A 22,264-nucleotide genomic window follows, 5' to 3' on the forward strand; every position below is an offset into this window, starting at 1 on the left:
CGGCGTGTCCTCCCCTCTTCTCCCCTCGCGGCCGGTACCCGGCTTTCGACGAGGGAGAGAAGCTCATGACCACGACCCCCGCGCCGTCCGCGGCCCCGGGCGGACCACGCCCCTCCGTGCGCTCGACCGTGCACGGCTACCCGCGCATCGGCCCCGCCCGCGAGCTCAAGCGCGCCTGCGAGTCCCACTGGAGGGGCCGCACCACCGCCCGCGAACTGGACGAGGTCGCCGCCGGGCTGCGCCTGGGCGTCTACGCCCAGCTGCGCGAGGCCGGTGTCGACGACATCCCCTCCAACACGTTCTCCTACTACGACCACGTGCTGGACACCGCGGTCCTGTTCGACCTGGTCCCCTCCCGCTTCGCCCCTCCCGCCGCGGCGGCGGACCGCGAGGAGGAACTGCGCCGCTACTTCGCGCTCGCCCGCGGCGAACAGGGCGCCCCGCCGCTGGAGATGACCAAGTGGTTCGACACGAACTACCACTACCTGGTCCCCGAGCTCTCGCCCGGCAGCCGTCCCCGCCTGGTGGGCGACAAGCCCGTCGCCGAGTTCCGAGAGGCGGCCGAGGCGGGTTTCCACACCCGCCCGGTCCTGGTCGGTCCTCTCACCTTCCTGCTGCTGGCCAAGCCCGCCGACGGCGCCCCCGAGGGCTGGGAACCCGTCCAGCTGCTCGACCAGCTCCTGGAGGCCTACGCCCAGCTGCTCGGCGACCTGCGGGCCGCGGGCGCCACCGAGGTCCAGCTGGACGAGCCGATCCTGGCCACCGACGAGGGCCGCGCCGCCGTCGGCCACCTGGAGCGCGCCTACCAGTACCTGGGCGCGGTCACCGACCGCCCCTCCCTGCTGGTGTCCACCTACTTCGGCTCCATCGGCTCCGCCGCCCTGCGCGTCCTCAAGGACTCCGCGGTCGAGGCGGTCGGCCTGGACCTGGTCACCGACGACGAGGGCGTGGACGACCTGGTGCGGGTCTCCGGCCTGGGCGCCACCCGCCTGGTCGCGGGCGTGGTGGAGGGGCGCAACGTCTGGCGCACCGACATCCCGGCCGCCGTCGCCGCGCTCGGTACCCTGCTCGCCCTCACCGACGAGCTGACCGTGAGCACCTCCTGCTCCCTGCTGCACGTGCCCCTGGACCTGGACGCCGAGCCCTCCCTGGCCCCCGAGCTGCGCGGGGCCCTGGCCTTCGCCAAGCAGAAGGCCGAGGAGACGGCCCTGCTCGGCCGCGTGCTGTCCGAGGGCGCCGAGTCCGAGCACACCGGACGGGGCGGCGTCCGTCCCCCCGCCTTCACCGACGCGCGCGTGCGCGCCCGCCTCGACGCCCTGGGCCCGGACGCCTACGAGCGCCCGCGGGAACGCGGCAGGCCCACCGACACCCCGCTCACCACGACCACCATCGGGTCCTTCCCGCAGACCGCCGAGCTGCGCCGCGCCCGCGCCGCGCACCGCAGGGGGGAACTGGCGGAGGACGCCTACAAGGCCGTCCTGCGCGAGGAGATCGACCGGGTCGTCGCGCTCCAGGAGGAGATCGGACTGGATGTGCTCGTGCACGGCGAGCCCGAGCGCAACGACATGGTCCAGTACTTCGCCGAGCAGCTGGAGGGCTACGCCACCACCGAGAACGGCTGGGTGCAGTCCTACGGTTCGCGGTGCGTGCGCCCGCCGATCCTGTTCGGCGACGTCTCGCGCCCCCAGCCGATGACGGTCGAGTGGACCACCTACGCCCAGTCGCGCACCGACAAGCCGGTCAAGGGCATGCTGACCGGTCCGGTCACCATGCTCGCCTGGTCGTTCGTGCGCACCGACCAGCCGCTGGGCGAGACCGCACGCCAGGTGGCCTTGAGTTTGCGCGACGAGGTCGCCGACCTGGAACGCGCCGGGATCCGCCATATCCAGGTGGACGAGGCGGCCCTGCGCGAACTGCTGCCGCTGCGCTCGGAGCACCGGGCGCGGTACCTGGACTGGGCGGTGGGCTCCTTCCGCCTGGCCACGTCGGGGGTGTCGCCGTCCACGACCATCCACACGCACATGTGCTACTCGGAGTTCGGGCTGATCGTCGGCGGCATCGAGGCGCTGGACGCCGACGTCACCAGCGTGGAGGCCGCCCGCTCGCGCATGGAGCTGGTGCGGGACCTGGGCGAGCGCGGCTACGGGCGCGGGATCGGCCCGGGCGTGTACGACATCCACTCCCCGCGGGTGCCCTCGGTGGAGGAGATCGAGGGGGCGCTGCGGCTGGCGGTCGCGCACATCGACGCCCGGAACCTGTGGGTGAACCCCGACTGCGGCCTCAAGACGCGCGGTTACGCCGAGGCCGAACAGGCCCTGCGCAACATGGTCGAGGCGGCCCGCCGGGTGCGCGCCGACCTGGCGTGAGCCCGGCGGTGTTTTTGTGGACCTCCGCTTCGCCTCGGTCCGTGTCCGGGCGCCCGGAGAACGGGAATCGGGTTGAAGCAGGCACAGTGGCGCCTCCGGTGAGACGGCTCGTGCCCACACCGTCGCCCGCCACCACCCTCAACGGACGCCTACGGCGCAGTCCTGCTTGCAGTCTCACCTCCAGCCCCTCCAGAACCCCGTGGGCGCCCGAACCGGCCCCCGCAAGCTGAGGCCGATCCACAAGGAGTCCCCAGGAGGCTGAAACACGGGAGGGGGCCGCGGCGAACGCCGCGGCCCCCTCGTGCCGTGTCCGGTCAGCCCCCTCAGGCGCCGACCAGGGCCAGCGCCTCGGCGCCGGCGTTGAGCATGATCTCCTCGACGTTGTCGGGCATGACCAGGTCCTCGGCGGAGGCGTCCTCGGTGAAGGGCGGGTGCATCTGGTACTGGACCCGGATGTTGAGGTTGGCGGTGCGGATCACCAGCGTGGCCTCGGGGATGTCCTCACCCAGGAAGTCGTACTTGGTGAGGACGTAGTGGGCCTCGTCGCCGAGGTCCACCTCCTTGTCCTCCTCCACGTTCGCGGCGTCGTAGAAGGTGTTGTAGTCACCCTCGCCCCGGAGCTCCTGGACCGCGGACTGGAAGTCGGTGGTGGCGGCCTCGACGGAGTCGGCTGCGGAGTAGGGGACCTGGTAGCTGATCTCGAACATCGCGTAGCTCTCGGCCGGGTTGCCCTCCGGGGCGGCGCCTTCCAGGCTCTCGCAGTAGGAGTTGTTGTCCTGGACGTACTTGTCGCCCTCGTCCTGGATCAGGAAGTCGGAGAGCACCTGGTCGGTGAAGGCCTCGCAGGGCTCGGCGGGGACGGCGTAGGGGGGCTCGCCCGCGGGGGCCGCCTCGGGGGCGGGCGCGGCCGTCTCACCGCCGCCGGTGGTCGCCTCCGTGCTCGGGGCGGGCTCGGGCTCGGGGGAGACGGTCTGCTGTCCGCCGTTGTTGGTGACGAGCACGACCAGAACGGCGATGACCAGGACGACGATCACGGCGCCGCCGCCGATCACGACCCACAGGCCCGCCTTGCTGCCGCCGCCCTGGGGCTGCTGCGGCGCAGGGGGATATCCGGGACCGCCGGGGCCGCCGCCGTAGGGCGGCTGGCCGCCCGCGTACATCTGCTGGTCCTGGGGGCCGGGGAAACCCGCGGGGCCGCCGCCGTAGGGCGGTTGGCCGCCGGTGCCGGGGTCGCCGTAGGGACCGCCGTGGGGCGGCTGTCCTCCGGTGTTGGGGTCACCGTAGGGGGCGCCGTGGTGCGGGCCGTAGGGCGGCTGGCCCCCACTGTTGTCCCCACCGCCGTATGGGTTCTGCGGCGGCTGGTTGTATGGTCCGTTTTCGCTCATGGCTCCCCTCGCCCGTGTGTGATGACCGTGTTGTCTGGGACGCGTGTGTGCGCCGTTGGGTTCTCACGACTTCCCGTGCCGCCCCGGAAGGGGCACGGTGGCCGTGTGGGGGAGGCGCACCTGTCGCCACTGCCGTCCCGCGGGCGAGGGCGGGGGAGTGGGCGGGCGTTCCCCGCCTCCGTGCGGAGGTTGCGGTGGACCGGGGGACCGGCCACCGGGGGCGGTGGCCGGGCGGAGCCGAAGGCGTCCTTCGGTCCGGGCCGGGACGTGTGCATCCTAGCTGTGAGTGGTGTCCCCTGGGCAGGTCAGACCGGGGGTAGCAGGGTGAATCGTCACTGTTTTGTGTCGGTTGTGCAGGAACTCATCCCGCACGTGACGCAATCGTGACGCCGTTCCCCGCGCGGTCGCGCCCCGCGCGGGGTAATGGGGCGTCCGTCGCGGGCGCCGCCGGATCAGAACATCGAGATGTGCACGTGGTCGAAGTGGTTCTCGGTGATGCTGCCGCGGTCGGCCATGTCGCGCCAGCCCTCGTCACCACGGCGGATGTCCCAGATCTGCTGCCGGTAGATGATGTACATGATGCCGAGGCGGTCGGCGTTCTCCTGGGCCCACTCGGCGATCGCGTAGCCGCGGTCGATCTGCTCCTGTGAGGGCGTGTTCCCGTTGGGGTCCACCATGAAGTCGCAGGCGCGGCCCTTGGGGTGCTCGCCGACCACCCAGCCGCCGACCTCCCGGTAGCAGCCCACGCCGCCCACGTCTGTGCCCTCGCCGAACTTCTCGATGATCAGCTCGCGCATCTGCTCGGTGCGCGGGGTGATGTTGTACTGGCCGCCCATCGGCTGCACGGGGTGGTCCGCGATCATCTCCTGGACCTCCTCGCGGCGCCCCTCCAGCTCGTCCAGGTCCTCCTCGGCCGCGGCCAGCTGCTCCTCGGCGTTCTGCTGCGCGGTCTCGTCGCGCTCCAGGGCCTCACTGAGCTGGTCGATCTTGTCCTGGTTGCTGGTGGACAGGTAGTTGATCACCACCGCGCGGTCGATGACCTCGTCGGGGTCGGCCTCGACGAACAGCGACATGGACAGGTCGATCCCGCTGCTGGTGTAGGTGGCCACCGCCAGGGCGCGCACCTGCTCGCGCGCCTCCTCCACGTCCTCGCGGGTGCTCTGGGCCCGTTCCTCGGCGCGCTCGGCCTCCTGGATGACGCCCTCCATGTCGCGCAGTTCGCCGTTGAACTCCTCGCTCAGGGCCTCCGCGCGATCCTGGAGGGCGCCCATGTCCTCCGGCTCGGCGGGCACCGGCGCCGCCACCGCCGTGCCCTGGGGCGCGAACAGGAAGCTCCCCAGCACGGCCACCGCCAGCGCGGCCACACGCGCGCGGTCCGGGCGCGCCGCGGCGGCGAGGAACCCCGCCAGGGCCCGGGCGCGGTCCGGCCAGCTGAGTTCGGGAGGGTCGGGAGCCCAGAAGTCGGCGAATTCGTCCACTCGGCTCAGGTCGTCGGGCTGCACGGTGTGGTCGCTCCTCGGGCCCGCGCGGCCCCCTGGCACGGGAGCGGAGCGGGCGCTGTTTCTCGTTGTTTCCCCAGGGGGCCGACAGCCGCGGGAGCGGCCTTCGGCCCTGGCCTCCCGCGCACACCCGTGAGCCGGGGGCGGGAGTAAAGGGACCGTCATGAGTGTAGGCACTCGCGCGGTTATTCGGGAGGGACGGGACGAATCCACCGTGCCACGGGAGCCCCGATGTGGTGGAGGTAACCCGGCGCGAACAGCGAAATCGGGTGAACCGACCCTTTTCCCCGTGGTTGAGTAGGAAACGTGAAGGCTCCCGTGCACGACCCAGCGACCACCGCTCCCACGCGGTCGGACACCGCCGAGCGGTGTCTTCCGCTGCCCGGCGGACGCTGTCGTGTCCGCCCGGTCCCGTGGACCCGCCCTCAGCCCCCGGACACCGGGGAGTAGGGGGAGACCGCCGCCGGGAGCGGCGCGTCCCCCGACCGGCCGCCCCGCGCGGGCGCGCCGCCACCGGCGCCCGCCCGACCACCGGCGCGCCGCCGCCCGCGCCCGCGGGGCGCTCCGTACGCTCGGACGCGGGCGACGGACCCGCGCCGGATCCCCGCCGGGCGCCACACCACCGCCAGACGTCGATGGGAACACCGTGATTGACGCAGTGGGCCTCCACAAGGCCTACAGGTTGAAGAAGCACCGGGTGACCGCTCTGGACGGGGTCGACCTGCACGTCGAGCCCGGCGAGATCTTCGGTGTGGTCGGCCAGAGCGGCGCGGGCAAGAGCACCCTGCTGCGCTCGGTCAACCTCCTGGAGCGCCCCGACGCCGGAACGGTCCGGGTCGACGGCGAGGAGCTCACCGCGCTGCGCGGCGCGCGGCTGCGGGTCGCCCGCCGCCGCATCGGCATGGTGCACCAGCACTTCGCCCTGCTGTCCTCGCGCACCGTCGCGGGCAACGTGGCCTTCCCCATGGAGGTCTCCGGCGTCGACCGCGCCCGCCGCAGGAGGCGCGTGGGCGAACTCCTCGAACTCGTGGGCCTGGGGGACAAGGCGCGCGCCTACCCCTCCCAGCTCTCCGGCGGCCAGAAGCAGCGGGTGGGCATCGCCCGCGCGCTGGCCTCCGACCCCAAGGTGCTGCTCAGCGACGAGGCCACCTCCGCGCTCGACCCGGCCACCACCGACGCCATCCTCGCCCTGCTGCGCCGCCTGCGCGACGAACTGGGCCTGACCATCCTGCTGATCACCCACGAGATGGACGTGATCAAGCGGATCTGCGACTCCGCGGCGATCATGGACAGCGGCGCGTTCCTGGAGTCGGGCCGGGTGCTCGACCTCATCGGCACCCCCGGCTCGCTGCTGGCGCGCTCGCTCTTCCCGCTGCCCGCGCACGGCGGACCCGACACGGTCTACGTCACCTACCCGCGTTCCTTCGACGAGCCGCTCATGTCCGAGCTGACCCGCCGCTTCGACGTGGACGTCAACATCCTGGGCGGCGGCGTGGAGGAGGTCGCCGGGCAGTCCGTGGGCCGCCTGAGCGTGGACCTGCGCGGCGACCGCCGCGACCAGGCGCTCGCCTACCTGTCCGAGCACGGCCTGCTGGTCGAGGAGGCCCGCAAGTGAGCACCAACCCCGCCGACGTCCTGCACCTGGCCGCCGCCACCGGGGCGGCCGGACCCTGGGACGCCGTCGTCGCGTTCGTCCAGGCCTGGCCCGCGATGTGGCCCGACCTGTGGCTGGGCACCCTGGACACCGTCTACATGGTGTGGTGGGCCACCGTCGTCAGCGTCCTGTTCGGCCTGCCGCTGGGCGTGCTGCTGGTGGCCACCGACCGGGGAGGGCTCATCCCCGCCCCCGCCGTGCGCGCCGTGCTCAGCGCCGTCGTCAACATCGGCCGCTCCCTGCCGTTCATCGTCCTGATGGTGGCCGTGCTCTCCCTGACCCGCCTGCTGGTGGGCACCACCCTGGGCCCCACGGCCGCGATCGTACCCCTGAGCATCGGCGCGATCCCCTTCTTCGCCCGCCTGGTGGAGACCTCCCTGCGCGAGGTGGACCGCGGGGTCGTGGAGGCCGCGCACGCCATGGGCACCCGCCGCGTCACCATCGTGGGCAAGGTGATGCTGCCCGAGGCCATGCCCGGCCTCATCGCGGGCCTGGTGATGACCGTGGTCACCCTCATCTCCTACTCGGCGATGGCCGGAGCCATCGGCGGCGGAGGCCTGGGCGACCTGGCCATCCGCGAGGGCTACCAGCGCTTCAACGACCACTACCTGTGGGCCACCGTCATCCTGCTCATCGTCATCGTGCAGATCGCGCAGAGCCTGGGCGACCTGCTGGTGCGCCGCCTGGCGCGGCGCTGACGCGACGGGGTACACACAGAGGACGACCCCCTCCCCCCACCAGTTGTCCCGGCGACACGGAGGGAGACGGCGATGACCGAGGACGCGAGGAGGCGCGCGGTGCGGGGCGCCGCCGCGGCGACGGCGGCGGCCCTGCTGGCGGCCTGCGGCAGCCCCAGCGAACGGGCCCGGGAGGAGACCGGCGGGGAGGACGTGACCGTCCTGAGGATCGGCGCCACGCCGATGCCGCACGCCGAGATCCTGGAGTTCGTGGACGAGAACCTGGCGGCCGACGCGGGGCTGGCCCTGGACGTGTCCGTGTACACCGACTACAACCAGCCCAACGCGGCGCTGGCCGAGGGCGAACTGCACGCCAACTACTACCAGACGCGGCCGTTCCTGGAGGAGTACCTCCAGGGCAACCCGGACGCGGACCTGAGCTACGTGACGGACGTGCACCTGGAGGCCTTCGGCGTCTACTCGCAGGAGCTGACCGACCTGGCCGACCTGCCCGAGGGCGCGCAGATCGGCGTGCCCAACGACACCTCCAACATGGGCCGGGCCCTGGACCTGCTCGACACCGAGGGCGTCATCACCCTGGCCGACACGGGCGAGGAGGCGCCCTCGGTCGACGACATCGAGGACAACCCGCTCGACGTCACGGTCACCCCGGTGGAGGCCGCCCAGCTGCCGCGCTCGCTCCAGGACCTGGACGCGGCGGTGGTCAACGGCAACTACGCCCTGGAGGCCGACCTGGTCTCCACCGCCAACGTGCTGGCCTGGGAGGAGACCGAGGACAACCCCTACGCCAACGGGCTGGTGGTGGCCACGCACGACATCGGCGACGAGGAGATCGCCCGGCTCGACGAACTCCTGCACAGCGACGAGGTGCGCGCGTTCATGGAGGAGCGCTGGGAGGGCGTCGTGGTCCCCGTCGGCGGGGAGGGCGACTGAGGGCGGCCCCGGGCGGCTCCGCGGGCCGCACCGCGGGGTTTCGCCGCGCGGAGGCCGCGCCGCGGGTCCGCTTCCGGGACGCCCGGGCGGGGCGTTCCGGAACCGTCCCCGTCACCGCCTGCCCGTAACGTTTGGATTGCGGTGACAAGGCTGTTGATTGACATCAAGGTACTTCTCTGTTTCTTTTATGGGAGCGCTCCCAAAACGATGTCCCCTCGTCATGGAAGGTGCGTACACCAGCAGTGAACAACCGCAACGATTTCCCTGAGGGCTTCCTCTGGGGGGCGGCCACCGCCTCGTTCCAGATCGAAGGCGCCACGACCGCCGACGGCCGCGGCCGCAGCATCTGGGACACCTTCGCCGAGACGCCCGGCAAGGTCCTGGGCGGAGACACCGGCGACCCCGCCGACGACCACTACAACCGCTACGCCGACGACGTCGCGCTCATGACCCAGCTCAACCTGGGCGCGTACCGCTTCTCCGTCGCCTGGCCGCGGATCATCCCCGAGGGCACCGGCGCCGTGAACCAGGCCGGGATCGACTTCTACGACCGCTTGGTGGACACCCTCCTGGCGGCCGGGATCCAGCCCTGGGCGACCCTCTACCACTGGGACCTGCCCCAGCCGCTGGAGGACGCGGGGGGCTGGCCCCACCGCGACACCGCCTACCGCTTCCGCGACTACGCCCAGGTCGTGGCCGAGGCCCTCGGCGACCGCGTCAGCAACTGGATGACCATCAACGAGCCCTGGTGCTCGGCCTTCCTCGGCTACGAGAACGGTCACCACGCGCCGGGCCACAAGGACCCGGCCGCGGCCCTGGCCGCCGCCCACCACCTGCTGCTGGGCCACGGCCTGGCCGCCGAGGCGATCCGCTCCACCGGCCACCCCGCCCGGGTGGGCCTCGCCCACAACCAGGCGGTCATCCGGCCCCACGGCCCCAGCGCCGCGGACGCCCGCGCCGCCCGCCGCGCCGACGGCGTGCGCAACCGCATCTTCACCGACCCCCTGCTCAAGGGCCGCTACCCCGCGGACGTCAGGGAGGACCTCGCCGGCGTCAGCGACTTCTCCTTCATCCAGGACGGCGACCTGGAGATCACCTCCGCCCCCCTGGACTTCCTGGGCGTCAACTACTACTCGCCCGAGTTCGTCGCCGCCTCGGCCAAGGGCCTGGACCCCGCGCTGGTCAGCGGCGAGGGCGGCGCGTGGCTCGGCGCCGAGCCCGAGGAGGTGCACGTCTCGCAGGGGCTGCCCGTCACGCACATGGGCTGGGAGATCGACCCCACCGGCCTGTACGACGTGCTCTCCCGCCTGGCGGGGGAGAGCGGCGGCATCGACCTCTACGTCACCGAGAACGGGTGCGCCTTCGAGGACACCGTCACCGAGGCCGGCGAGGTCAACGACACCGACCGGATCGACTACTACGAGGGCCACCTGAGGGCGGCCAAGGAGGCCGTCCTGGCCGGAGTGCCCCTGCGGGGTTACTTCGCCTGGTCGCTCCTGGATAATTTCGAGTGGGCGTGGGGGTACTCCCGCCGGTTCGGCATCGTGCACGTCGACTACGAGACGCAGCGCAGGATCATCAAGGACAGCGGTCACTGGTACGCCGAACTGGCCAAGACGGGGCAGTTCCCCGAGCGCCAGTAACGCGTCCGGCGGACGCCGCCCGCCGCGTGGCGGGCGCCCCGCCGAGCACGTCCTGGATTGCGCCGGACCGCCGCCGTGCACGCGGCGGCGGTCCGGCGAACCGCGGAAGGACCGTGGGGTGTCCCAAGGGGCACCCCACACAGTCGTTCCGGGCGGGTATGACCGTGGATGCCCGTCGCACACGCCGCCGCCCCGGGGAAGCAGCCCCCGGGACGGCGGGACACGATCCCAGAGGGAGCCTCGAAGTGGCCAAGACCGGTGCTGGTCGGAAGCGTCCGACCCTGGAGATGGTGGCGCAGCGCGCCGGGGTCGGACGAGGGACCGTCTCGCGGGTGATCAACGGGTCCGCGCAGGTGAGCCCCCGCACCCGGGAGGCCGTGCACGCCGCGATCGCCGAACTCGGCTACAGCCCGAACCAGGCCGCGCGCACCCTGGTCACCAGGCGCACCGACACGATCGCGCTGGTCGTCTCCGAGCCCCGGGACCGGCTGTTCTCCGACCCCTTCTTCGCCGACATCATCCGCGGAGTGAGCTCGGTCCTGCACGAGCGCGACCTGCAGCTCATGCTCACCACGGCCCGGACCGAGGCCGAGCACAAGCGCGTGGGCGACTACCTCAGCGGCTTCCACGTGGACGGCGCGCTGCTGATCTCCCTGCACAGCGACAATCCGCTCTCGGCCCGTCTGGACGAGGCCGGGGTGCCGGTCGTCCACGGCGGTCGCCCGCACTCGCCCGAACAGCCCGCGCCCTACTGCGTCGACATCGACAACATCGGCGGGGCCCGGATGGCCATCCGCCACCTCCTGGAGCGCGGATGCCGACGGGTGGCCGCCATCACCGGCCCCCTGGACATGAACGCCGGTGTGGAGCGCCTGCGCGGCTACCGCGAGGTCATGGCCGCCGCCGGACTGGAGGTGGACGACAGGCTCGTCGTGCAGGGCGACTTCAGCGTGGAGGGGGGAGCCGAGGCGATGGAGCGGCTCCTGGGCACCGGGCTGGAGCCCGACGCGGTGTTCGCGGCCTCCGACATGATGGCGCTCGGCGGCCTGCGGGTGCTGCGCGCACGCGGCCTGAGAGTTCCGGAGGACGTGGCCCTGGTGGGTTACGACGACACCGTCATGGCCCAGCACAGCGACCCGCCGCTGACCACCATCCACCAGCCCACGGTGCAGATGGGGCAGGAGATGGCGCGGCTGCTGGTGGACGTGGCGATCCCCCGCACGACGGAGGCCGAGACCGTCATGCTCGGCACCCACCTGGTCGTGCGCGAGTCCGGCTGAGCCGCGGGGCCTCCCGGAGCCGCCGGGGCCCGCGCGCACCCTCCCGCAGCGCTCTGACCCGCCCGTTCACGCCCTCCCGGGTGGACGCGGCGCGGTGACTGTGCAAGGCTGGTCGCGATTTCGCGGGAGACGGTGGGAGCGCATGGAGCGGGAACCGACACACAGCAGGTGTGCGATTTCCTCGTGCGGATGGTGCGAGCGGGACGGCGTCGAGTGCCGGTTCTGCTCCGGCACGGGCTGGTGGCGACCCGAGCGGCCGCACCGCGACGGCAGCGGGGTGATCGTCTGGCTGCGCGTCGACGAGCCCTGCCGCGGGTGCGCGGGCACGGGCAAGGAGCACAGTCCCACCGCCGTCCTCTGAGCGGGGGCGCGACGCCCCTTCCGCGGTGGACAAGGAGAAGCACATGCGCTGGGTGACCTACCTGTCGCCGAGCGGCGGCAGCGAGCGCGTCGGAGCCCTGGACGACGGCGACGTGCTGGGCAGCCCCGACCCCGTCCGCCTCGCCGACCTGCTGGAGGCCGGTGGCGACGCCCTGGCCGGGGCCCACGAACGCGCCGTCGCCGCGCCGATCGAGATCATCGTCGAGCCGGAGGCGCGCATGTGCGCCCCGCTGGTCCCCGCCGAGCCGGTGCCGGTCCGGGCGGGCGACGACGTCTGGCGGATCCCCCCGGAACTGGTGCGGGGCTCGGACGACGCCGTGCCGCCCCGGGCGAGTTCGGCCCGCGTGGGCGTGGCCGCCGTCGCCGGGGGAGGGGCGTCGGTGAGCGCCTACACGCCCGCCTGCCTGTGGTTGGACGGCGAGGGGCAGCCGGTGCAGCTGACCCTGGGACCGGTGCTGACCACCGCCGACGAGGTGCCCGGGGAGCCGCTGAACGTGAGCGCCTCGGTGGAGGAGGGGGAGCTGGGCCGGGGCCTGGCCGACCCCGCGCACGAGTGGCTGGTGTCGGGCCCCGGGCGGGTGCGCGCGCTGCTGCCGGTGGCGACACCGCCGCTGGAGACCGACGACGAGCTGTTCGTGGACGCCGACGTCCTGGGCACCTTCGAGGTCCGGGTCGGCTCCCAGGTCTGACCGCGACCGCGGCGCTCCCCGGTGGGCCGGCCAGAAACGCTGTTGGCGTGTCACGGCAGTCCCGACCCGCGGTGATCCCGTACCGGTGGCCGCGGTCGGCGTCCGGAGCCCGCCACGGGTACGGGATCCCGGCGGAAGGGGCGGGCCCCGGCGCACCCTGGTGGTCAGGCGCTACGGCGTGAACTCCCAGTGCCAGGGTTCGAAGCCGCCCCGGGCCCAGGGCGGGTTGTGCCAACCGTGCTCGGGCGCGTGGGCCAGCATCCACTGGTGCTCGGCGGTGCCGAGTCGGTTCACGCCGCCGCACAGGTCCACGGCCAGACCCAGGCCGTGCTGGCTGGTGCCGGGCCGGGCGGCCATACCGGGCACCATCTCCTGGAACAGGCGCACCTGCTCGTGGTAGGGCCGGTAGGAGTCGGCCACGCACATCGGCCGTCCGAACGCCTCGCGGTAGTCCCCGTCGAGTTCGATGAAGGCCTCGGCCGCGTCGGCGCGCAGCCGCTCGCCGGGCTGGGGCAGGGGGCACAGCACCGACTCCGGGATCCGCCCGTTGGCGTGAGCGGTCGCGACGCCCCCGGTGCAACCCCGGTCGGCGCCCTCCGCGGACGGAGCCTCCTCCCCGCCCTCCTGCTCCTCCGCCGAAACGGCGGTGACGGCGGACTCCGCCGACCCCCCGGAGGAGTTCGCCGCCCGCGCGTCGCGCAGGGCCTCCTCACGGCGCCTCTCGGCGGCCTCGGCGTCGCGCACCTCCGCGAGCCGGGCCTCCAGCCGGGTCTGCTCCTCCAGCAACTCCTCCAGTGCCGCCTCCTGGTCGGCCACGGCCTCCACCGCGTCCTCCCGGGCGCTCCTGGCGTCCTCGACCGCCTCGGCCTGCTCCGTCCGCGCGGTCTCGGCGATCCCGGCGAGGGTGTCGGTGGCCACCCGAGCGGCCTCGGCGCGGCCCACGTCGGCCTCCCGGTGCGAACCGAGCAGGGTGAGGTAGGCGCCCCGTTCGAGCATCCCGGTGGGCCCCTCGGGTCCGGCCCAGGCGTTGACCATGCCCAGCTCGCCGCCCTTGTAGGCGGTGGCGGCCTGCCGGGCGGCGGCCAGGCGGGCCGTCTCGCCGCGCTCGTCGGCCTCCCCCGCGCGCTCCTGCGCCTCGCGGCTGCGCTCGGTCAGCTCGGTGAGGCGTTCGCGCTCGGCCTCGTAGTGCTCGATCTTCTCCGACGCCTCCTGGCGCAGGGTCTCCATGCCCGCGCGCAGCGCGGCCAGTTCCACCCGAACGCTCCCCAGCGCGCTCCCCGACGCGTCGCCGTCGGAGGCGGCGCCGGGCGCGGCGGTGGAGAGGCAGAGCAGCACCGCGAGGCCGGCCGGGAGCGCGGTACTGACCGAAAAGGCGCGTACGGAGGGTCCGCGGGTTTTCCCGTGAGCGGGACCCACCGTTTTCGTTTTGTCACCGAGAGTGTGTGATCCAGGACATGACGAGGTACGCATTTCCGCTTCCTCCCCGGGACCTGCGTCTACCGTCTTGTCACGATGTCATGTCGGTGGGGTGTTGGTGGGGAAGCTGGCGGTGTGTCCAAAAAGTTACCTCAGTCCCGGGGTGGTTTCGGACGCTATCCCTGACCTGGTGCATCGGCCATAATGCCGACAATGGCGGGCATTATGTACCGGTCGAGGGAAGAAGATCCCACCGATCGCCGTCAAACGGCCGAAGCGAGTCCTTCGCGCCCATTGGTACGCTATCCACCGCACGCGCACCTACGGAGATCTTCGGGTGCGCGGCTCCTCTCATCCCAGGCGAGTCCAGCGGACAGTCTTCACATCTCCCCACATTCCCGCCGCTTCCGGCTCGGCGGACCACCTGGTCTGTACCGATTTCCCCGAAGAGCCTTCGGTTGGAGCGGTCAACCCTGGGGTCCAACCAGCCGCCCGAAGCGGTGACACGAAAGGTTGCGAGGGTCCGTGTCGACACGAGCGACGAAAAACGGGGCCGGCGCGCAGAGCGAGGCAGCGCAGGCCGAACATGCCGATGCCACGCCCAAGCGCAGAGCCGACTGGTGGCGGCCACGTAACTGGCGGGTGCGCTCCCGACTGGTGGCCCTCATCGTCATCCCCACCGCGGTAGCCCTGGCACTCGGCGGCCTGCGGGTCTACGAGGCGGCGGTCTCCACCGTCACCCACGCGCACATCCAGGACCGTGCCGAGGTCGGCGTCCTCATCGTGGAGCTGGCCAACCAGCTGGGCCACGAGCGCAGCGCCAGCGCTGTCTACATCTCCGACAACGCCGACCCCGCGCGGCGCTCGGACGAGCTGCGCCAGCGGATGGAGGAGGAGCGCGACGCCTCCCGCGACCTCCAGCAGACCCTCACCGCCCGCCTGGACGACATGGGAGAGGTGGACACCGAGACCGCGTCGAGCCGCCTGTCCAGCATGCGCAGCCAGCTCTCCACGCTGGACGCCCTGCGCACCGAGGTCGACGAGACCCGTATCACCGTCCTGCCGGTGGTCACCAAGTACCGCACGATCACCCGCTCGCTGGCCGAGTTCAACCAGACGATGGCGGACGGGACCGGCGACACCGACCTGCGCGAGAGCGTGCGCACGCTGACCGCGCTCTCCACCGCCCGGGACCAGCTCTCCTACGAGACCGCGCTGATGGGCCACTCCCTGGCCCGCAACACGATGACCGGCGGTATCGCCGAGGCCATCGACTCCGCTCGCGCCCGCTACGAGAGCGAGATCTCCAACTTCGTCCAGGCCGCCTCCGAGGAGCAGCGGCAGATCTTCGACGACAACTTCACCGGTCTGGAGGTCAGCCAGGTCTCCACGATGCGCATGCGCGTGATGTACCGCGCCGACCGCGGCGACGACCTCACCGGTGTGACCGCCAACGACGGCCCCGAGGACTACCGCGAGATCGCCGACGTGGCCCTGGGACGCCTCCAGACGGTCGAGGAGGGCATCGCCGAGGGCATCGCGGCCGACGCCAACACCCTGCGCGACGAGGCCATGGGCCGCGCCCTGATCGACCTCTTCGTCGTCGCGGGCGTGCTCCTGGCGGTCTTCGTCCTCACCTCCCTCGTGGTCCGCTCCCTGGTGCGCCCCCTGCGCGCCCTGGAGGACGGCGCGCGCCGGGTCGCCGAGCGCGACCTGCCCGACGCGATCAACCGGATGCAGGAGGCCGGGACGGTCCCCGAGAACGTCAAGGTCACCCCGATCGAGGTCGACACGCACGACGAGATCGGCGAGGTGGCCCGCGCCTTCGACGACGTCCACCGCGTCGCGCTCACCCTGGCCTCCGACGAGGCCGCGCTGCGCAGCAACGTCAACGCGATGTTCGTCAACCTGTCCCGCCGCAGCCAGACCCTGGTGGAACGGCAGCTGCGCCTCATCGACGGCCTGGAGCAGTCCGAGCAGGACGCGGACCGCCTCTCCGACCTGTTCCAGCTGGACCACCTCGCCACGCGCATGCGCCGCAACAACGAGAACCTGCTGGTCCTGTCCGGCCAGGACAACACCCGCAAGTGGGCCCAGCCCGTCCCGCTGGTCGACGTCCTGCGCGGCGCCGTCTCCGAGGTCGAGCAGTACGAGCGCGTCAACGTCCGCGCCCCCTCCCACATCTCGGTGCTCGGCCGCCCCGTCAACGACGTCATCCACCTGGTCGCCGAGCTGGTGGAGAACGCCACCTCGTTCTCCCCGCACGACACCGAGGTCCTGGTCAGCGCCAAGACCCTCGACAACGGCGGCGTCCAGGTCGACGTCACCGACAGCGGCATCGGCATGGCGCCCGAGGACATGGCGGCGATCAACGCCCGCCTGGCCGCCCCGCCGGTCATCGACGTCGCGGTCTCGCGCCGCATGGGCCTGTTCGTGGTCTCGCGCCTGGCCCACCGCCACGGCGTCAGGCTGCGCCTTGAGGAGGCGCACGGCGGCGGGACCACCGCGCACGTCATCTTCCCGCCGGACCTGCTGATCACCCCGGTCGAGGGCCAGCACGCCCTGGGCGGCGCGGACAGCCGTCCCGAGCTCACCTCGGGCGCGCCCAACACCTACGCCGACGCCGAGGCGGCCTTCGCCTCCACCCCGGCGCCCGTCGAGCCGAACGACCCCTGGCAGACCCAGGAGAGCGGCAGCGTCCCGGGCGACCTGGGCGGCCTGCCCAGGCGCCAGACCACCGGCTCCCACACCGAGGAGCACCCGCCCAGCGGCCAGGACCTGTGGGGCAACACCGGCACCGGTTCGGTGTGGGACACCACCAGGGGAGCCGGGACCACCGGCTCCCCCTCCGGCGGAGCCAACGGCCGGCCCGTGGTCGACCCCTACGACGCCTCCGAGGACGACGAGCCCCAGCGCCCGCAGCCCGAGACCGGCGGACGCAACTTCTTCGACCCGAGCCCCCGCGGCGACTCCTTCGGCGGCGGCTCCGTGGGCCGCTCGACGGACACCGGGTCCTTCAGCAGGCCCTCCGACACGGGGTCCTTCCGCCGTCCCACCGGCGACACGGGCGAGTTCCGCCGACCCGACACCGGCGCGTTCCGTTCCACGGCGAACGAGTCCTACGACGCGTTCGGCGGCGCCGGCGCGCAGTCGGGCGGCCACACCGGAGCCCCCGCCGACAACGGCGCGTCCGCGGGCAACGGGGCCTTCTCCGGCAACGGCTCGGGCCACGCGTTCGGCGGCCGCGACATGGGCGCCCACGAGCGCCCCGCGGCCCGCGAGCGCGACGACAACACCGAGACCTTCCCGGCGATCCCCTCGTCCCAGGACGGCGGGAACTGGCGCTCCGGCGGCATCGACTCCCGCGAGGGGTACGGCTCGACCGCCTACCTCTCCCGCCGCTACGGTGGCGCCCAGGGGCCGAACAACACCGTCGTGCCTCCCACCCCGTCGGGTGAGGAGAGCGACTCGCTGCCGATCTTCGACGCGATCGAGTCCAACTGGTTCAAGCGCCGCACCGGCGGCCCCACGGTGGACACGACCGAGACCGGCCCGATCCAGCAGGTCCCGGCGGCCCAGGAGCAGCGCTCCCCGGCCAGCACCGACCAGGCCCCCCGCTCCACCCAGGAGTGGACCTCCGAGGCCGACCGCGGCTGGAAGGCCGCGCGGACCGCGGCGGAGCCCAAGGCGGACGGACTGACCCCCTCGGGCTTGCCAAAACGCGTTCCCAAGGCAAACCTTGTTCCGGGGACGGCGCCCAAGCCGGAGAACTTCAAGCAGATGCCCACGCGCAGCGCGGACCGCGTCCGCAACCGCTTCTCCGGCTTCCAGAAGGGCGTCCGCGAGGGACGGGACCGACTCGGGGAAGGCTCGACGGAGGGGTGACCTCAGTGGAACCTGGCGGGACGGGGTCCCCCTTAATCCCGGGGGCTGGATGCAATAGCATCTACCGAGCTTCTCGGACGCGTCTTACCCACAGCTCGACGAGAGCAGAACACCAGACTCCCGGCCACCCCCACGGGAGGGGCCGGGCAGTTCGTAGAGGCAGTGCTGTCACATGCCGTGCCGGCGGTAGCAGTGCCCAGAGACCAGCCGGCGAAACTGGACAGGAGATCAGATGAGTCGACAGGTGAATGAACTCAACTGGTTGATCACTGACTTTGCCGACCGTGTCCCCGATGTCGCCCACGCGATCGTCGTCTCCTCTGACGGCCTTCCGTTGGCCTCGTCGGCGGGCTTCCCAGCGGACCGGGCCGACCAGCTGGCGGCCATCGCCTCCGGTCTGTCGAGCCTGACGCAGGGTGCTGCCCGGGTGTTCGAGGGTGGAGCGGTCGCCCAGACCGTCGTGGAGATGGAGCGGGGGCTGATGCTCATCATGGCCATCAGCGACGGCTCCTGCCTGGCGGTCCTGGCGTCGGCTGAGAGCGACCTGGGTCTGGTCGCGTACGAGATGACCCTGCTCGTCGAGCGGGCGGGGCGGGCGCTGACACCAACGGCGCGCACCTCGGGAATCCACTGAACCACCACCGACAGGAGGAAGTGGTGGCACCTCACAGTAGAGATGCCGGGAGCGCCTCGTGGTTCGGACAACAGCCGAGCGGTCCCCCCACGGGGGGAATGCCGGCGGTTCCGGGCGGCGGAGATGTTCCCCGACCAATCCAACAACCATACGACCAACGATCCGCTGCGGGGAGCGCGCCCAGTTCTCTGGTCCGTCCCTACGCGGTGACCAAGGGCCGCACCAAGCCGAAGTCGCAGCTTCCCCTGGAAGCCCTGATCTCGGCCACCGCGGCGGCCCGCAACGAGTCTGGGACGCTGACGCCCGAATGGCAGGCGATCAGCGACCTGTGCCGGGAATGGCGTTCCGTGGCGGAGATCTCCGCGCTGTTGCGGATGCCGCTCGGTGTGGCGCGGGTGCTTGTGGCGGACATGTCCGAGCAGGGACTGGTCCAGATCAGGTCCTCGCTCAACAACGACGCCCGTCCCAACACCAACCTGCTTGAAAGGGTGCTCAGTGGACTTCGCAAGCTCTAGCCCAGCCGAGGAAGGCGGTGCTGGGGGGAACGCGATGACGTCGGTCAAGATCGTCGTCGCCGGGGGCTTCGGTGTCGGGAAGACGACATTCGTTGGCTCCGTCTCCGAGATCGTGCCGCTGACCACCGAGGCGGTCATGACCAGCGCCAGCGTCGGGGTGGACGACCTCGCAAAGACGCCGGACAAGCAGACCACCACCGTGGCGATGGACTTCGGCCGCGTCTCCCTCGACTCCGACCTGATCCTGTACCTGTTCGGCACCCCCGGACAGCACCGGTTCTGGTTCATGTGGGACGACCTGGTCAAGGGCGCCATCGGCGCCGTCGTCCTGGTGGACACCCGCCGTCTGGCGGACTGCTTCCCCGCGATCGACTACTTCGAGGAGGCGCGTCTGCCCTTCATCGTGGGGATCAACGGGTTCGACGGCTACTACCCCCACGCGGCCGACGAGGTCCGGGACGCGCTGACGCTCAGCCCGGAGATCCCGATCGTCCAGGTGGACGCCCGTGACAAGGCCTCCACCAAGTCGACGCTCATCACCCTCGTCGAGCACGCCATCACGGTGGGGGACCCCGAGGGCGCGGCCGGACAGCCCACTTCCACGGGCGGCCAGAGCTCCTGGCGCTAGGAGGGCCACCCGGGCCGGGGTCCCGCACAGAGCACGGCCCGGTTCCCGTCGGACGGGAACCGGGCGTCCGTGCTGGCATCATGGCGCCATGAGCTCTTCCTCCCAGCCCGACCCAGAGGCGATGACCCGGCGGTTCCGCGAGGTGGCCGAGCGCGTGCTCGACTCCCTGCTCCACGACGCCCCCGAGTGGGCGCTGGACCTGGGCGACACCCGTGGCGCCTCCCGTCTGTCCGACCACTCGGCCGAGGCCGACGTGCGCCGCGTCTCCGTGCTCACCGACGCCCTCGGATCCCTGGACGAGATCGACCCCGACCTCATCCCGGCCGGCGACCGGGTCGACCTGGAGGTGCTGCGGACCCGCGTCAGCGCCGACCTGTGGCACACCGCGGAACTGCGCCCGCACACGTGGGATCCGCTGCTGTACTCGCCGGGCGAGGCCCTGCACGCCCTCGTGGAGCGTGAGGTCCTGCCCCTCCCCGAACGCCTGTCGGCGCTCGCCGCGCGCTGCGCGGCCCTGCCCGTCCACCTCGCCACCGCGCGCTCGCGCCTGTCGGAGGGCCCCGGCATGCCCCGCGTGCACGTGGAGACGGCCCTGGCCCAGGCGGCCGGGGCCCGCGCCATGCTCACCTCCGACGTGCCCGCCCCGGCCGAGGGAGCGCCCTCCGCCCTGGAACCGGCCCGCGAGGCCGCCCTGGCCGCCGTGGAGGAGCACGCCGCCTGGCTGCGGGACCGTCTGGAGACCGCCACCGCCGACCCCCGTCTGGGCGAGCGCGACTTCGCCGCCCAGCTCTGGTACACCCTCGACTCCGAGCTCTCGCCCGAGGCGCTGCTGGTGCGCGCCGAGAGCGACCTGCTGGCCACGGAGGAGGCGATCGCCGAGACGGCGGCCGAGTACCTGGGCGGGGCGCGCCGCCGGGAGGGGGTGGCCGAGGCGCTCGCCGAGCTGGCCGCACGGGGCGCCACCGACGCCGACACCGTCCGCCCCGCCTGCGCCGACGCCCTCCTGCACCTGAACGAGCGGGTGCGCGCGCTGGACATCGTGACGGTCCACGACGACCCGGTCCGGATCGTGCCGATGCCCGAGGCCCGCCGCGGGGTGTCGGTGGCCTACTGCGAGCCCCCCGGCCCCCTCGACCCGCGGTCCGGGGAGCAGCCGACCCTGGTAGCGGTGGCCCCGCCGCCGGAGGACTGGCCCGCCGAGCGCAGGGAGTCCTTCTTCCGCGAGTACAACGCGGTCATGCTGCGCGACCTCATGGCCCACGAGGCCGTTCCCGGGCACGCTCTCCAGCTCGCCCACGCCGCCCGGCACGAGGGCGGCACCCGGGTGGGCCGGGCCCTGTGGAGCGGCACCTTCGTGGAGGGCTGGGCGGTCTACGCCGAGGAGGTGCTGGCCCGCCACGGCTGGTCCGGCGACCGGCGCGAGGACCTGGCGCTGCGCCTGGTGCAGCTCAAGATGCGCCTGCGGATGATCATCAACGCGATCCTGGACGTGCGCCTGCACACCGGCGACCTCACCGAGGCCGAGGCGATCTCCCTGATGACCCGGCGCGGACACCAGGAGGAGGGCGAGGCCGTCGGCAAGTGGCGCCGCGCCCAGCTCACCAGCGCCCAGCTGTCCACCTACTACGTGGGCTACGCGGAGGTCTCCGACATCGCCAGCGACCTGGCCCTGGCCCGGCCCGCGCTCACCGAGCGCGAGCGCCACGACGCGATGCTCGCCCACGGCAGCCCGCCCCCGCGCCACCTGCGCACCCTGCTGGGGCTGTAGGGAGGCGGCCACCCGGCCTGACGGGCACTCCGGCCGCCCTCCACGCGTTGGTACACCGGCGGCTGCGGCGGGCACGACCGGTCCCCGCGGGTTCCCGAGGATGCCCACGGAGTTGTCCACAGGCCGGGCCGGGTTCGGCCCGCGGTCGCCACCGCGCTTCTATGCTGGAGGCGCGAGAGAGTACGGACAGGCGACGGAAACGGACGAGCCATGCGCGGTGCCGACGACGAGCACGAGGACGTTCCCGGCGACCCTCCCGCCGTGGGGACGGGAAGCCCCGACGGCTGGGAACGGCTGTGGACGCCGCACCGCATGGCCTACATCAAGGGCGAGGGCAAGCCCAGCGGCTCGCGCCCCGAGGACGGGTGTCCCTTCTGCCGAGCCCCCGGACTGTCCGACCCCGAGGGCCTCGTGGTCGCCCGGGGCAAGTCGGCCTACGCGGTCCTCAACCTCTACCCCTACAACAGCGGCCACATCCTGATCTGCCCCTACCGCCACGTGTCCGACTACACCGCCCTGGACGAGGAGGAGACCGCCGAGGTGGCCGCCCTCACCCAGGCGGGCATCCTCGCGCTGGGCGCGGCCTACGGGCCGCAGGGCTTCAACGTCGGCATGAACCTCGGCGGCGCGGCCGGTGCCGGGATCGCGGCCCACCTGCACCAGCACATCGTTCCCCGCTGGGGAGGCGACGCCAACTTCATGCCCGTGATCGGCCGGACCAAGGTGCTGCCCGAGATGCTGGAGCAGACCCGGTCCAAGCTCGCCGCGCACTGGCCCAGAGAGTAGGGCGCGCCCCGCGGGAGCACGCGACACGCCCCCTGGAGGCCGCCCCGACCCCCCACGGGCCCACCCACCCGGCCCCGCCCGGTCCGACCCGCACACCCAGTCCG

General features: G+C 72.6%; 17 protein-coding genes. 14 read left to right on the top strand and 3 right to left on the bottom strand.

Annotation, left to right across the window (positions count from 1 at the left end; genetic code table 11):
• Nucleotides 1-65 precede the first annotated feature (65 nt).
• Nucleotides 66-2,366, top strand: a complete 2,301-nt coding sequence (metE, locus tag NDAS_RS04005) for a 5-methyltetrahydropteroyltriglutamate--homocysteine S-methyltransferase (RefSeq protein WP_013151853.1) — start codon at nt 66-68, stop codon at nt 2,364-2,366.
• Nucleotides 2,367-2,689: 323 nt separating this feature from the next.
• Here the strand turns inward: metE and NDAS_RS04010 are convergent, their stop codons facing one another.
• Both NDAS_RS04010 and NDAS_RS04015 read right to left on the bottom strand, forming a co-directional pair.
• Nucleotides 2,690-3,751: a hypothetical protein gene (locus tag NDAS_RS04010; protein WP_013151854.1), complete on the bottom strand. Its 1,062-nt coding sequence runs from the start codon at nt 3,749-3,751 to the stop codon at nt 2,690-2,692.
• Between the two features lie 452 nt (nt 3,752-4,203).
• Entirely contained in the window at nt 4,204-5,253 is a 1,050-nt protein-coding gene (locus tag NDAS_RS04015; protein ID WP_013151855.1) for a coiled-coil domain-containing protein, read from the bottom strand.
• A 655-nt stretch (nt 5,254-5,908) separates the two neighbouring features.
• Between NDAS_RS04015 and NDAS_RS04020 the strand changes: the two genes are divergently transcribed.
• The 7 genes from NDAS_RS04020 to NDAS_RS04045 all read left to right on the top strand — a co-directional run bounded on the left by NDAS_RS04020 (nt 5,909) and on the right by NDAS_RS04045 (nt 12,528).
• On the top strand, nt 5,909-6,865 hold the full coding sequence (locus tag NDAS_RS04020) for a methionine ABC transporter ATP-binding protein (protein ID WP_041552331.1): 957 nt from the start codon (nt 5,909-5,911) through the stop codon (nt 6,863-6,865).
• Complete coding sequence (locus NDAS_RS04025) at nt 6,862-7,602, top strand: methionine ABC transporter permease (RefSeq protein ID WP_013151857.1); 741 nt, start codon at nt 6,862-6,864, stop codon at nt 7,600-7,602. Before NDAS_RS04020 ends, NDAS_RS04025 begins: the two co-directional genes overlap by 4 nt.
• 72 nt (nt 7,603-7,674) lie before the next feature.
• Complete coding sequence (locus tag NDAS_RS04030) at nt 7,675-8,535, top strand: MetQ/NlpA family ABC transporter substrate-binding protein (protein ID WP_013151858.1); 861 nt, start codon at nt 7,675-7,677, stop codon at nt 8,533-8,535.
• Between the two features lie 242 nt (nt 8,536-8,777).
• Entirely contained in the window at nt 8,778-10,178 is a 1,401-nt protein-coding gene (locus NDAS_RS04035) for a GH1 family beta-glucosidase (RefSeq protein WP_013151859.1), read from the top strand.
• Between the two features lie 245 nt (nt 10,179-10,423).
• Nucleotides 10,424-11,458 carry a LacI family DNA-binding transcriptional regulator gene (locus tag NDAS_RS04040; protein WP_013151860.1) on the top strand — a complete coding sequence of 345 codons (1,035 nt, stop codon included), beginning with the start codon at nt 10,424-10,426 and terminating at the stop codon, nt 11,456-11,458.
• Between the two features lie 142 nt (nt 11,459-11,600).
• Nucleotides 11,601-11,819 (top strand): hypothetical protein, encoded by a 219-nt coding sequence (locus tag NDAS_RS27770; RefSeq protein WP_013151861.1) that lies wholly within the window; start codon nt 11,601-11,603, stop codon nt 11,817-11,819.
• Between the two features lie 43 nt (nt 11,820-11,862).
• Nucleotides 11,863-12,528, top strand: a complete 666-nt coding sequence (locus NDAS_RS04045; protein ID WP_013151862.1) for a hypothetical protein — start codon at nt 11,863-11,865, stop codon at nt 12,526-12,528.
• 171 nt (nt 12,529-12,699) lie between these two features.
• On the opposite strand, the gene NDAS_RS04050 is transcribed toward NDAS_RS04045, so the two are convergent.
• Nucleotides 12,700-13,782, bottom strand: a complete 1,083-nt coding sequence (locus NDAS_RS04050) for a M15 family metallopeptidase (protein ID WP_041553051.1) — start codon at nt 13,780-13,782, stop codon at nt 12,700-12,702.
• An 804-nt stretch (nt 13,783-14,586) separates the two neighbouring features.
• Between NDAS_RS04050 and NDAS_RS04055 the strand changes: the two genes are divergently transcribed.
• From NDAS_RS04055 to NDAS_RS04080, 6 genes are all read left to right on the top strand, one after another.
• The gene (locus NDAS_RS04055; RefSeq protein ID WP_049800283.1) at nt 14,587-17,829 is read left to right on the top strand and encodes a sensor histidine kinase; all 3,243 of its coding nucleotides are present in this window, start codon (nt 14,587-14,589) and stop codon (nt 17,827-17,829) included.
• Between the two features lie 232 nt (nt 17,830-18,061).
• Complete coding sequence (locus NDAS_RS04060) at nt 18,062-18,463, top strand: roadblock/LC7 domain-containing protein (RefSeq protein ID WP_013151865.1); 402 nt, start codon at nt 18,062-18,064, stop codon at nt 18,461-18,463.
• A gap of 98 nt (nt 18,464-18,561) precedes the next feature.
• Nucleotides 18,562-18,978 carry a DUF742 domain-containing protein gene (locus tag NDAS_RS04065; protein ID WP_223839293.1) on the top strand — a complete coding sequence of 139 codons (417 nt, stop codon included), beginning with the start codon at nt 18,562-18,564 and terminating at the stop codon, nt 18,976-18,978.
• Nucleotides 18,979-19,012: 34 nt separating this feature from the next.
• Nucleotides 19,013-19,606, top strand: coding sequence for a GTP-binding protein (locus NDAS_RS04070; RefSeq protein WP_013151867.1), 594 nt, complete (start codon nt 19,013-19,015; stop codon nt 19,604-19,606).
• A 121-nt stretch (nt 19,607-19,727) separates the two neighbouring features.
• Nucleotides 19,728-21,374: a DUF885 domain-containing protein gene (locus NDAS_RS04075; protein WP_013151868.1), complete on the top strand. Its 1,647-nt coding sequence runs from the start codon at nt 19,728-19,730 to the stop codon at nt 21,372-21,374.
• A gap of 210 nt (nt 21,375-21,584) precedes the next feature.
• On the top strand, nt 21,585-22,160 hold the full coding sequence (locus tag NDAS_RS04080) for an HIT family protein (RefSeq protein ID WP_013151869.1): 576 nt from the start codon (nt 21,585-21,587) through the stop codon (nt 22,158-22,160).
• Nucleotides 22,161-22,264 lie beyond the last annotated feature (104 nt).

Source organism: Nocardiopsis dassonvillei subsp. dassonvillei DSM 43111 (assembly GCF_000092985.1).
GTDB lineage: Bacteria > Actinomycetota > Actinomycetes > Streptosporangiales > Streptosporangiaceae > Nocardiopsis > Nocardiopsis dassonvillei.